This window comes from Buttiauxella sp. B2, assembly GCF_006376615.1.
GTDB lineage: Bacteria > Pseudomonadota > Gammaproteobacteria > Enterobacterales > Enterobacteriaceae > Buttiauxella.
Window position 1 is genome coordinate 33,090 of the sequence record NZ_VEXQ01000011.1, and the last position, 12,525, is coordinate 45,614.

The window sequence follows — 12,525 nt, forward strand, 5'->3', positions numbered from 1 at the left end:
GTTTGTAAACTCAAGACGAAAAAAAACGGCATTCTGAATATCAAAATGCCGTTTCATGGTAGCACCTATAATGCTACTTACAACGTGACGCCGCTTTTAAAGATGGCTAACTCGCGGAAATCATTACGTTCGTTGCAGGTTTTCTTGCCGTTAGCGAAATCAACAATGGTGTCGATAAACTCTGTCAGCAGTGTGTTCATGTCGCTACCATGCAGCAGTTTGCCTGCGTCAAAATCAATCCAGTGTGGCTTTTTGGTCGCCAGCTCACTATTGGTTGCGATTTTAACTGTCGGCACAAAACCGCCGTATGGCGTGCCGCGGCCAGTGCTGAACAGCACCATATGGCAGCCTGCTCCAGCCAGCGCACTGGTGGCAACAGCATCGTTACCTGGCGCGCTTAACAGATTCAGGCCAGGCGTTTTCAGGCGCTCGCCATAACGCAGCACATCGACCACCTCACTCTCACCGGCTTTTTGCGTACAGCCGAGGGATTTTTCTTCAAGCGTGGTGATACCGCCAGCCTTGTTCCCTGGTGATGGGTTTTCGTAAATCGGCTGATTGTGTTCAATGAAGTACTGTTTGAAGTCGTTCACCATGGTGACCGTTTTTTCAAACGTGGCTTCGTCTCGGCAGTGGCTCATCAGAATGCGTTCAGCGCCAAACATTTCTGGGACTTCGGTCAGTACAGTCGTACCGCCATTTGCCACCATATAGTCTGAGAAACGACCCAGCATTGGGTTAGCCGTAATACCGGACAAACCATCTGAGCCGCCGCACTCAAGGCCGAATTTCAGCTCGCTGAGTTTGCCCGGCTCACGCTTGTCGTGGCGCATCACTTCATAAAGCTCTTGCAGTTGCTCAAGCCCGGCTTCTACTTCATCGTCTTGCTGCTGGCAAACCATGAATTGCACGCGAGACGCATCGTATTCACCCAGCGTTTCGCGGAAGGCGCTCACCTGGTTGTTTTCACAACCCAGGCCAATCACCAGTACTGCACCCGCGTTTGGGTGATGCACCATGTTTTGCAGCATGGTGCGGGTGTTAACGTGGTCTTCACCCAGTTGTGAACAACCGAACGGGTGGCTGAAAAGGAATACGCCGTCGATATCTTCGGCGTCGTTGTTCTGTTTCAGGAAACGGTTCTGAATCTGACGCGCGATGCCGTTTACACAGCCTACAGTTGGCAGGATCCACAACTCGTTACGCACACCCACCGTTCCGTTATCACGACGATAAACGCTTACTTCGCGGTCTGCAGCCTGCTTAGCCAAAGACTGGAAATCAGGTTGATAGCGATACTCGTCCAAATCGCTCAGATTGGTACGCGCGTTGTGTGAATGAATGTGCTCACCGGCTTCAATCGTTGCCAAAGCGTGGCCAATTGGCAAACCGTATTTAACGACATTTTCACCTTGCGCAATGGTGGTAAGCGCAAATTTATGGCCACGTAGCACCGGTTGGCGCAAAGCAATTTCTGCACCGTCAACGGTAACGATTTCACTTTCGGCCAGGTCCACTAACGCAACAGCGACGTTATCTTGCGTATGGATCTTGATGTATTGCATATCAACCTCAGAGCCTGATTAGTTCAGTTCAATGCCAAAGTAGTCTCGGGCGTTGTTAAAGCAGATGTTTTCCACCATTTTGCCCAGCAACTGGATATCTGCCGGTGCTTCGCCCGCTTCAACCCAACGGCCAATCATCTGGCACAGGATACGGCGGAAATATTCGTGGCGGGTGTATGACAGGAAGCTACGGCTGTCAGTCAGCATCCCGACGAAACGGCTCAGTAGACCAAGCTGTGCGAGCTGCGTCATTTGACGCTCCATGCCATCTTTCTGATCGTTGAACCACCAACCGGAACCAAACTGCATCTTGCCTGGCATACCTTCGCCCTGGAAGTTGCCAATCATGGTGCCCAACACTTCGTTATCGCGCGGGTTCAGACAGTACAGGATAGTTTTTGGCAGTTCGTTGTTTTCGTTTTGCTTGCTAAGCAGGCGAGAAAGTTCTTCAGCCATTGGACGGTCGTTGATGGAGTCAAAGCCCACATCAGGCCCCAGCAGTTTGAACTGGCGCAGGTTGTTATTACGCAGCGCACCAATGTGGTACTGCTGAACCCAACCGCGACGGGTATATTCCGCAGCCAGCCAAACCAGAACAGCAGTTTTGAACTGTGCAACTTCGTGCTCGCTTGGCGTAGAACCTGAAAGACGACGAGCCAGAATGCCGTCCAGAGTCGCTTCGTCTGCTTCGGCAAACAAAACAACGTCTAATGCGTGGTCGGAAACTTTACAGCCGTGTTCTGCGAAGTGGTCCAGGCGCTTGCTCAGTGCAGTTTGCAGATCACTGAAACGACGGATGTCGGTATCGGAAACTTCTGCCAGTTTGCCCATGTACTCAGCAAAGGTAGCTTGTTCAATGTTAAACGCTTTATCCGGGCGCCAGCTAGGCAGCACTTTGGTTTCAAAACCGTCGAGTGCGATTTGGCGGTGGAAACGCAGATCGTCGATAGGGTCATCAGTCGTGCCGACCATTTTCACGTTCATCTGCTTCATGATGCCACGTGCGGAGAAGCTATCCTGAGTCAGCAACTCATTACATTCGTCCCAGATTTCATCAGCAGTTGTAGGAGATAACAGTTTGCCAGTGATGCCGAACGGCCGACGCAGTTCGAGGTGAGTCCAGTGATATAGAGGGTTACCGATGGTGTGCGGAACCGTCGCGGCCCAAGCATCGAATTTCTCACGGTCAGTCGCATCGCCAGTACACAAGCGCTCTTCCACCCCGTTTGCGCGCATACCACGCCACTTGTAGTGATCACCTTTTAACCAGATGTCATACAGGTTTTTAAAACGATAGTCTTCAGCAACTTGCTGCGGTGGTAAATGGCAGTGATAGTCAAAAATAGGCTGATCGGCTGCAAACTCATGATACAAGCGGCGGGCAAATTCGGTGTCCAGGAGAAAATCTTCAGTCATAAACTGGGCCATTGTAGGGTTCCTCTGTTCATAGCAGTTCGATGCTTGCGCATAATGCAAACAAAGTTATCACACCAATTTCTTGAGACCGAGTGGATTTTTGAGGTATTCATCACAAAAACCACACTTTTATTGTTAATACTCTGTTTAAAACGAACCCGTATCCCGCGCCAGTTCTGGTCTGCAAGCCCCTACCCCCTTGGAGTGAGCTGATCAACACTTTTGTGATATCACTCAACTTTTAAAGCTGTATGACAAGTTATCTTTCTGCCGTCGCAATGCATAAGTAACGGAAATACTTCAGACGCTGATATCACGAACAGCGCAACACGGTACGGAAACCGGAATTGCCGCAGGCAGTTTTTTTATATGGCAAGGTACGGGTCGTACCGGGTGATAACCCCCGGATATGAACCCTCTAAATAGAACAGACGATCGGGCAGCAATGTCGGACGTGCAACCGCATGACATGCGGTTGATTATTAAGACGGGATGAACTTCAAAATGCGAAAGATTCAAGGCTTGCGCTGGTACATGATTGCCCTGGTAACCATGGGCACCATACTGGGTTATCTGACACGTAATACTATTGCGGCGGCTGCACCAACATTGATGCAAGAGCTGCATATTTCCACTCAGCAATATTCCTACATCATCGCCGCCTATTCAGCTTGCTACACCATCATGCAACCTGTTGCCGGTTATGTACTTGATGTGCTGGGCACGAAAGTTGGCTACGCATTCTTTGCTGTCGCATGGGCAATTTTCTGCGGTGCAACTGCACTGGCGGGAAGCTGGGGTGGCCTGGCAATCGCTCGTGGTGCCGTGGGTGCTGCTGAAGCTGCCATGATCCCTGCCGGCTTGAAAGCCAGTAGCGAATGGTTCCCGGCTAAAGAGCGTTCTATTGCTGTTGGCTACTTCAACGTTGGCTCATCTATCGGCGGCATGATTGCTCCACCATTAGTGGTTTGGGCGATTGTCATGCACAGCTGGCAGATGGCGTTCATCATCTCCGGTGTTCTGAGCTTTGCCTGGGCAATGGCATGGCTGATTTTCTACAAACACCCACGCGACCAGAAACACCTGTCAGAAGAAGAACGTGAATATATTATTGGTGGTCAGGAAGCGCAGCACCAGACCAACAACAGCAAAAAAATGAGTGCCTGGAAAATCTTACAAAACCGTCAATTCTGGGGTATCGCTCTGCCACGTTTCCTTGCAGAACCGGCCTGGGGTACTTTCAACGCCTGGATTCCACTGTTCATGTTTAAAGCATATGGCTTTGATCTGAAACACATTGCGATGTTTGCCTGGATGCCAATGCTGTTTGCTGACCTGGGTTGTATCGTTGGCGGCTACCTGCCACCTTTCTTCCAGCGCGTATTCGGCGTGAACCTGATTGTTTCTCGTAAACTGGTTGTGACCATGGGTGCGATTCTGATGATTGCTCCCGGGACTATCGGTCTGTTCACTAGCCCATACGTTGCAATCGCCCTGCTGTGTGTTGGTGGTTTCGCTCACCAGTCGCTGTCTGGCGCACTGATCACCCTGTCTTCTGATGTGTTTGGTCGTAACGAAGTAGCAACAGCAAACGGTCTGACCGGTATGGCCGCCTGGACCGCAAGTACCCTGTTTGCTCTGGTTGTTGGTGCGTTGGCCGATACCCTTGGCTTCAGCCCGCTGTTCGCCGCTCTGGCAGTATTCGATATCCTCGGTGCTATCGTTATCTGGACTGTGCTGCAAAACAAACCTATCAGTGAGTTAAATGACTCGCAAAAATCGAAACAAGCATTAGCCTAATCGGTGTCTCAATTTGCATACAAAGCCGCCGTACAGGCGGCTTTTGTGTATCTGGGATGTGGAGCCTAACTTTGAAAAGTGGTATAACAAATAAGGTTACCCGCAGGGTCTTTCCCGGAGCTACAGATGGAAATTATGGAACCACGTCGTCTTTATCAGCAATTGGCCGCTGAACTTAAACAACGCATCGAAAACGGTGTTTATCTGGTCGGGGAAAAACTCCCGGCTGAGCGCTTTATTGCTGAAGAAAAGAACGTGAGCCGCACTGTGGTTCGTGAAGCGATTATCATGCTGGAAGTGGAAGGCTACGTCGAAGTCCGCAAGGGTTCCGGCATCCACGTTATGTCTAATCAGGCAAAATATACCAATATTCCTGATGAGCGGTTTGAGTTCGCAAGCTTTGGGCCATTTGAACTGTTGCAAGCTCGCCAGTTGATTGAAAGTAATATTGCTGAATTTGCGGCAACTCAGGTCACCAAACAAGATATCGTCAAGCTTATGGAAATTCAGGAAATGGCGCGTAATGAGCATAATTTCCAGGATTCAGAATGGGACCTTCATTTTCACACTCAGGTTGCGCTGGCCTCTCAGAATAGTGCCCTCGCCGCGATTGTAGAAAAAATGTGGAGCCAACGTATCCACAACCCGTACTGGAAAAAACTCCACGAACATATTGATAAGCGCACCGCTGACAACTGGTGTGATGATCATGACCAGATTCTTAAAGCACTGATTCGTAAAGACCCACATGCTGCTAAACTGGCGATGTGGCAACATCTGGAAAACACCAAACAGATGCTGTTTGATGCAACCAGCGATGATTTCGAATTTAATGCCGATCGCTACTTATTTGCTGATAATCCTGTTATTCATCTCGACACAGCCGCAAACGGTCAAAAATAGCCATTTCCTCGCGCGAGGGTAAGCAAACCAACCAATAGTGTCAGCGTTTGTAAATACCCTCGCCAGCCCCTCTGCTAGTCAGCAAAATCAGCCCTCAACAAAGCACAAATACTGTGACGCATACGGCAGAGCTTTGTTACAATTAGATGCAATTTCTCCGTCGGTGTTAGCTTTGCTTCCACCAACCTGGCCCGCATTCACATGGAGTTGTGACACGACCAGGTAACAAGCGGTGGATTACAATCGGCAACAACACACACATAACAATGCCGTGCTCTACCAATCTGACTTTGATCAGCGGTCTTAACCGATGTGCCAGGAACACTGAATGGAACTTTTCACGCAACTGTTGAACGCTCTCTGGAGCCAGGATTTTGAAACACTCGCCAATCCAGGAATGATTGGCATGCTTTACTTCGTGTTATTCATGATTTTATTCCTTGAAAACGGCCTACTGCCAGCAGCTTTCCTGCCAGGCGATAGTTTGTTGGTTTTAGTCGGCGTGCTGATTGCTAAAGGAGCAATGGGTTTTCCGGAAACACTTCTTCTGTTAACAACAGCTGCGAGCCTGGGTTGTTGGCTCAGTTATATTCAAGGGCGCTGGCTTGGAAACACGCGAATCGTGCAGAACTGGCTATCGCATCTTCCCGCACATTATCACCAGCGCGCGCACAACCTGTTCCATAAACATGGCCTGTCTGCATTACTGATTGGTCGCTTTATTGCTTTTGTTCGAACCTTGTTACCAACTATTGCTGGTTTGTCTGGTCTGAACAATGCGCGCTTCCAGTTCTTCAACTGGATGAGCGGCCTGTTATGGGTACTGATCCTCACCTCGCTAGGATACCTGCTCGGCAAAACGCCGGTGTTCCTGAAATATGAAGATGCATTGATGTCCTGCCTGATGCTATTACCTGTCGTGTTACTGGTATTTGGCCTGATCGGTTCGTTGATTGTGCTTTGGCGTAAAAAATACGGAAATCGCAGTTAAGAGGGATGACGATGAAACCACATTTTTTCCGTGGCCTGAGGGCTACGATGCTGATAGGCGCCATTGTGCTGGCCGCCATCCTGATATGGTCAGGGATGCAAAGCACAGAATCCACGCTGGAAATACGCACCAGCCAGCAAGGCATTAGCATGCCAGATGGTTTTTCTGTCTGGCACCATCTTGACGCCAATGGCATTCGCTTTAAAAGCATTACCCCGGACAACAACACGTTGCTTATCAAGTTTGACTCTATTGCGCAAAGTGAAGCGGCCAAAGAAGTGCTTTATAAAACGCTGCCGCATGGTTACGTGATTGCTCAACAAGAAGAAGATATCAGCGCCGGCAACTGGCTTACGCGTGTGCTCAACGAAAATATCCGCATCGGTTAACCCTTTCCTGAAATCCTAATTTGTTAACAATGGATTGGGTTTTTACTCAATTTCTGACTATGCTTGTTCTGACCTAAATCGCTATAAATCAGTATTTTCGTTAAGTTTCTGGATTCTATGTGTGTTTAACCTTGCGGCTTAACGTACATTCACAATGGAAGGTTTTTATCATGAACTATCGTACCGTATTGGCTATCGCCTTGTTATCCCTGACATCTGCAGCACATGCGAGCTCGCTGTGCAGCGAAAAAGAGCAGGATATTCAGCGAGAAATTGGCTATGCGGAGAAACACCAGAACAAAAGTCGTGTTGATGGGCTTAACAAAGCGTTGAAAGAAGTTCGCGCCAATTGCACCGACAGCAGTTTACGTGCGGATCACCAGAAGAAAATTAACGAACAAAAAGCTGAAATCGCCGAACGCAAAGCAGATCTTAAAGAAGCGCGCGAAAAAGGCGACGCTGACAAAATTTCGAAGCGGGAGCAGAAACTGTCTGAAGCTGAACATGAGCTGAAAACTTTGCAGGCCCGTGATTATTAAGTTTAAGGATCAACCTCGAACACCTGGAGAGAACCATGTCAAAAGATACTACATCAGAACATTTGCGCGCTGAGTTGAAATCCCTGGCAGATACCCTTGAAGAGGTGCTGAGCGCATCGACGGACAAGTCCAAATCCGAATTGGAAAGACTGCGTGGCAAAGCGGAAAAAGCACTGAAAGAAAGCCGCATACGTCTGGGAGATACTAGCGACATTATTGCCAAACAGACGCGCGAAGCTGCAGCAAAAGCTGACGACTATGTCCGTGAAAATCCGTGGACTGGCGTTGGTATTGGGGCGGCGATTGGCGTCGTACTCGGTGTCCTGCTCACTCGTCGTTAATTATGCCTGAATCTCATCAAACTCAGGGGCCGGGTAAAAGTGTCCTCGGTATAGGTCAACGTATTGTCACCATCATCGTTGGGATGGTGGAGACACGTTTACGCCTTGCTGTTGTAGAGTTGGAAGAAGAGAAAGCTCACATCATTCAGCTCTTATTGATGCTTGGATTAACCATGCTGTTTGCAGCATTCGGATTAATGAGTCTGATGGTGCTGGTTATCTGGGCAGTCGATCCTCAGTATCGCCTGAATGCCATGATTGCAACGACAGTCGTACTGCTGGCACTGGCATTAATCGGTGGTATATGGACACTCCATAAATCCCGGCAGTCCACATTGTTACGCCATACCCGGCGCGAGCTCGACAACGATCGTGCGTTGCTTGAAGACAACAAGCCATGAGTGACCGTGAGCGCGAACAGCGCAAAGCATTTTTGCTCAGCCAAATTCAACAACAGCGGCTGGATTTAAGTGCAGGCAGGCGCGATTGGCTTGAAGTGACAGGCACTTATGATAGAGGCTGGAACACGCTAGTGAGCTTACGGCGCTATGCGTTAGCCGCCAGCAGCGTGATGGCTATCTGGACGGTGCGCCACCCTAGCTTCATGATGCGCTGGGCCAGACGTGGTTTTGGAGCCTGGAGCGCCTGGCGCCTGGTCCGCAACACTATTCAACAGCAATCGCGTTAATTCTAAACGCCGCCTGATTCAGGCGGCGTTTTTATATCCAGCATCACTCAATATATTTGAAGAACATCGACAGTTTTCCTTGCTAACAATCCTTTAACCTCACGTCTATTATCCTCCCCATCAACCGCAGTTAACGGTAACCACCGGAAATTGCAAAAACAAACATCCCTGGGTTGATAGCACCCACAAGAGATTCGCTGGAGAGTAAAATGAAAAAATTAGATGATGCTGGTGTACTGTTAGCTCGTGTTTTGATGCCGATTCTGTTCATCGTTGCAGGCTGGGGCAAAATTAACGGTTATTCCGGCACTCAACAATATATGGAAGCGATGGGCGTTCCAGGGTTCTTACTGCCGTTGACCATTTTGCTTGAGTTCGGTGGCGGCCTGGCGATTCTGTTCGGTTTCTTCACTCGTACAACAGCGATTATTACTGCAGTGTTTACGATTCTGACTGCGTTTTTGTTCCACGGCGATTTCAGCCAGGGAATGAACTCCACCATGTTTATGAAGAACTTCACCATTGCAGGTGGTTATCTGTTGCTGGCAACCTTCGGGCCGGGTGCTTACAGCATCGACCGTGTACTGAATAAAAAGTGGTAACAGTTCTATACTGAGTACTGATAAAAGCGAAGGTTAACCCCTTCGCTTTTTTGTTTTTAAAGGCAACACAAAGAGGAGTGAAACATGGGACAGCTTATTGATGGCGTCTGGCACGACGTCTGGTATGACACCAAATCGACGGGTGGCAGTTTCAAGCGTTCGGAGTCTGCATTTCGTAACTGGCTGACTGCTGATGGCGAAGCAGGCCCGACCGGTAAAGGAGGTTTTGCTGCCGAAAAAGACCGCTATCACCTCTATGTTTCCCTCGCCTGCCCTTGGGCGCATCGCACGTTGATCATGCGCGCGCTAAAAGGCCTTGAGTCTTTTATCTCCGTTTCGGTAGTTAACCCACTCATGTTGCAAGATGGCTGGACGTTTGACGATGACTTCCCGAACGCGACTGGCGACGGCCTGTACCAACACGAATATCTCTACCAGCTTTACCTGCAAGCCGACCCAGAGTACACAGGCCGCGTTACCGTGCCGGTTTTATGGGACAAGAAAACACAGACGATTGTCAGTAACGAATCGGCTGAAATCATTCGCATGCTGAATACCGCGTTTGATGCAAAAGGTGCCCGCGCAGGGGATTACTACCCGACTCAGTTACGCAGCCAGATTGATGAATTGAATAGCTGGATTTACGACACCATTAATAATGGTGTGTATAAAGCGGGTTTTGCCACATCGCAAGAAGCCTATGATGAAGCTGTGACGAAAGTGTTTGAAGCACTGGCTCGCGTAGAACAAATCCTGGGCCAGCACCGTTATTTAACCGGTGACCAACTAACTGAAGCGGATATTCGTTTGTGGACAACACTGGTGCGTTTCGACCCGGTTTATGTCACTCACTTTAAATGCGACAAACACCGCATAAGTGATTACCTGAATCTGTACGGTTTCTTGCGCGATATTTACCAAATGCCAGGCATTGCTGAAACCGTCGACTTCGCGCATATCCGCAATCACTATTACCGTAGCCATAAGACGATTAACCCGACCGGAATTATTTCCATTGGCCCCGCCCAAGATTTAAACAAACCACACGGACGCGACGAACGGTTTAACAAAGGTTGATTAAATTCATCAAGACTATGATTTACGTGAAATCCATTCACGGCTACTCTTGAAATAGATTGATGACAAATCAAGGCAGGCTAAAAATGGATTGGTATTTCAAAGTATTAAAAAATTATGTTGGCTTTAGTGGGCGCGCACGCCGCAAAGAGTTCTGGATGTTTATCTTGGTTAACCTTGTGTTGACCGGGGTATTAGCCATTCTGGATAAAATGTTAGGGCTGCGCATTGCAAAGGATGAAGGTCTGCTCACCACAATTTATGGTGTGCTCATATTCTTACCTTACTGGGCCGTACAGTTCCGACGCCTGCACGATACCGATCGTTCAGCCTGGTGGTTGTTACTGCTGCTAATTCCAATTGTCGGCTGGCTGATTATTCTGGCATTTAACTGCCAGAGCGGTACGCCAGGAGTTAATACGTTTGGTCGCGATCCAAAAATATTGGATGCCAGAATAGTGACTGATTAATAAATATTGTGGGTGGATGAACCACCCACTTTTTACTTCAACAGTTTCGGTATTTCACGCAGGCACCAGGCTTTTGCCTCGCCCATACTATCGCGTCGCCACGCCATTATTATGTCCAGTTCGTTGGTATATTCAGGGCTCACCACACGTAAGCGCCCTTCGGCAATATCCTGCTCAACCATCGGATAAGGCATGGTCGCCACGCCCAAGCCCGCCAGCAACGCCTGACGCTTATCTTCCATGCTACTCACCGTTAGACGCGGTTGTTTATCCAGTAATCGTACCGTCAGAGCTGGCCGTTCACGTGCGGTATCCGCCACTGCGATTCCGCGATATTTAACACGCGTCATTTCTGAAAGTGGCTCAGGTTCGCTGTGAATCGGGTGATCTGGGGCAGCGACATACACGCTCATGGTTTTATACAGTTTGCGCGAGTTAATTTCCGATGAAGAACGGAAATGCATATCCGGCGCAATGACAATATCGGCACGCCCCTGCTCCAGACTCTCCCACGACCCCGCCAATACCTCGGTAATAATCGACAGTTGCGTATCCGCTTTTTCAGCCAATTTTCGCACTAATGGATAGAGCTTGGCCGTCGGCACCAGAGCCTCAGTCACAATAGTGAGATGTGTTTCCCAGCCTCGCGCCAGCGCTTCTGCATCGGTGGTAAGTTTTTCAGCTGCTTCGAGCAAAACTCGCCCACGTTCCAGCAACATTCGCCCGACGTTAGTGAATTTTGTGCGATGGCCTGAGCGATCAAACAGCACGACATCTAATTCTTCTTCCAGCTTTTGCATGGTGTAACTCAGTGCCGACGGCACGCGCCCCAGCTCATCAGCTGCAGCGGCAAAACTCCCGCGCCTGTCAATTGCGTCCATGACCCGCAATGCTTCCAGCGTCAATGCTCTCTCTTTTGCCATCTCGTTCTCATTCAGGAAATTTGAACATACCAAGCAGATTAACTGGCTAACAATGCATCGTCCAGAGCTTTACCATGGGTTTAGTGTAAAAAGAGGCCAAGACATTATGATTACGCCAAGAACTGCCAAACAATGCGGGAAAGCGGACTACGGGTGGCTACAGGCACGCTATACGTTTTCCTTCGGTCACTATTTCGACCCTAAATTGCTGGGCTATGCTTCGTTGCGTGTACTCAATCAGGAAGTATTAGCACCAGGCGCATCTTTCCAACCGCGTACCTACCCAAAGGTCGACATTCTTAATTTGATACTGGAAGGTGAAGCAGAATACCGCGATAGCGAAGGTAACCACGCTCAGGTTAAAGCCGGTGAAGCCCTGCTGCTTTCTACCCAGCCAGGGCTAAGTTACAGCGAGCATAACCTCAGCAAAGAGAATTCGCTGACACGGATGCAGCTATGGTTGGACGCATGCCCGGAACGTGAAAACCCTCTGGTGCAAAAAATCACGCTTGCAGATCAACCGCAGCAATTACTGGCTTCGCCTGATGGCAGCAAAGATAGCCTGCAATTGCGCCAACAAGTGTGGATTCACCAGATTGAACTGGAGAAAGGCCAGCAGCTAAGTTTCCAGCTACATGGCCCGCGAGCGTATTTGCAGTCGATTCACGGAACCGTTCACGCGGTGACTTCGGCCGAGGAAAAAGAAGGGCTTACCTGTGGCGATGGGGCTTTTATCCGTGACGAAGCTAACATAACGCTGGTCGCTGATACCTCATTGCGTGCATTGCTGATAGATTTACCGGTCTGACCAGTACCGGCCG

Annotated in this window: 15 protein-coding genes; 12 read left to right on the forward strand and 3 right to left on the reverse strand. The window is 49.2% G+C overall.

Features of this window, described 5'->3' with window-relative positions; genetic code table 11:
- Positions 1 to 77 precede the first annotated feature (77 nt).
- Both FH968_RS13575 and uxaC read right to left on the reverse strand, forming a co-directional pair.
- Positions 78 to 1,565 carry a UxaA family hydrolase gene (locus FH968_RS13575; protein WP_139880359.1) on the reverse strand — a complete coding sequence of 496 codons (1,488 nt, stop codon included), beginning with the start codon at positions 1,563 to 1,565 and terminating at the stop codon, positions 78 to 80.
- A gap of 18 nt (positions 1,566 to 1,583) precedes the next feature.
- Entirely contained in the window at positions 1,584 to 2,993 is a 1,410-nt protein-coding gene (uxaC, locus tag FH968_RS13580) for a glucuronate isomerase (protein WP_139880360.1), read from the reverse strand.
- Positions 2,994 to 3,485: 492 nt separating this feature from the next.
- Between uxaC and FH968_RS13585 the strand changes: the two genes are divergently transcribed.
- The 11 genes from FH968_RS13585 (at position 3,486) to FH968_RS13635 (ending at position 10,781) form a co-directional block, all read left to right on the forward strand.
- Positions 3,486 to 4,781, forward strand: coding sequence for an MFS transporter (locus FH968_RS13585; protein ID WP_139880361.1), 1,296 nt, complete (start codon positions 3,486 to 3,488; stop codon positions 4,779 to 4,781).
- Positions 4,782 to 4,907: 126 nt separating this feature from the next.
- Positions 4,908 to 5,684 (forward strand): transcriptional regulator ExuR, encoded by a 777-nt coding sequence (gene exuR, locus FH968_RS13590; RefSeq protein ID WP_139880362.1) that lies wholly within the window; start codon positions 4,908 to 4,910, stop codon positions 5,682 to 5,684.
- A 328-nt stretch (positions 5,685 to 6,012) separates the two neighbouring features.
- Complete coding sequence (gene yqjA, locus FH968_RS13595) at positions 6,013 to 6,675, forward strand: DedA family general envelope maintenance protein YqjA (RefSeq protein WP_139880363.1); 663 nt, start codon at positions 6,013 to 6,015, stop codon at positions 6,673 to 6,675.
- Between the two features lie 5 nt (positions 6,676 to 6,680).
- Complete coding sequence (gene mzrA, locus FH968_RS13600) at positions 6,681 to 7,064, forward strand: EnvZ/OmpR regulon moderator MzrA (protein ID WP_370451505.1); 384 nt, start codon at positions 6,681 to 6,683, stop codon at positions 7,062 to 7,064.
- 170 nt (positions 7,065 to 7,234) lie between these two features.
- Positions 7,235 to 7,603: a DUF1090 domain-containing protein gene (locus FH968_RS13605; protein WP_139880365.1), complete on the forward strand. Its 369-nt coding sequence runs from the start codon at positions 7,235 to 7,237 to the stop codon at positions 7,601 to 7,603.
- 35 nt (positions 7,604 to 7,638) lie between these two features.
- Entirely contained in the window at positions 7,639 to 7,944 is a 306-nt protein-coding gene (locus tag FH968_RS13610) for a YqjD family protein (protein WP_139880366.1), read from the forward strand.
- Positions 7,945 to 7,946: 2 nt separating this feature from the next.
- Positions 7,947 to 8,345 carry a phage holin family protein gene (locus tag FH968_RS13615; RefSeq protein ID WP_139880367.1) on the forward strand — a complete coding sequence of 133 codons (399 nt, stop codon included), beginning with the start codon at positions 7,947 to 7,949 and terminating at the stop codon, positions 8,343 to 8,345.
- Positions 8,342 to 8,632: a YqjK-like family protein gene (locus FH968_RS13620; protein ID WP_139880368.1), complete on the forward strand. Its 291-nt coding sequence runs from the start codon at positions 8,342 to 8,344 to the stop codon at positions 8,630 to 8,632. The genes FH968_RS13615 and FH968_RS13620 overlap by 4 nt, the downstream gene beginning before the upstream one ends.
- Before the next feature lie 209 nt (positions 8,633 to 8,841).
- The gene (locus FH968_RS13625) at positions 8,842 to 9,234 is read left to right on the forward strand and encodes a DoxX family protein (protein WP_139880369.1); all 393 of its coding nucleotides are present in this window, start codon (positions 8,842 to 8,844) and stop codon (positions 9,232 to 9,234) included.
- Positions 9,235 to 9,318: 84 nt separating this feature from the next.
- On the forward strand, positions 9,319 to 10,311 hold the full coding sequence (locus FH968_RS13630; RefSeq protein WP_139880370.1) for a glutathione S-transferase family protein: 993 nt from the start codon (positions 9,319 to 9,321) through the stop codon (positions 10,309 to 10,311).
- A gap of 86 nt (positions 10,312 to 10,397) precedes the next feature.
- Positions 10,398 to 10,781 (forward strand): DUF805 domain-containing protein, encoded by a 384-nt coding sequence (locus FH968_RS13635; protein WP_139880371.1) that lies wholly within the window; start codon positions 10,398 to 10,400, stop codon positions 10,779 to 10,781.
- A 32-nt stretch (positions 10,782 to 10,813) separates the two neighbouring features.
- Here the strand turns inward: FH968_RS13635 and FH968_RS13640 are convergent, their stop codons facing one another.
- On the reverse strand, positions 10,814 to 11,704 hold the full coding sequence (locus tag FH968_RS13640; protein WP_139880372.1) for a LysR family transcriptional regulator: 891 nt from the start codon (positions 11,702 to 11,704) through the stop codon (positions 10,814 to 10,816).
- A 106-nt stretch (positions 11,705 to 11,810) separates the two neighbouring features.
- Here FH968_RS13640 and FH968_RS13645 point away from each other — a divergent pair, with 106 nt between their 5' ends.
- Positions 11,811 to 12,512, forward strand: coding sequence for a pirin family protein (locus tag FH968_RS13645; RefSeq protein ID WP_139880373.1), 702 nt, complete (start codon positions 11,811 to 11,813; stop codon positions 12,510 to 12,512).
- The last annotated feature ends 13 nt before the right edge of the window (positions 12,513 to 12,525 follow it).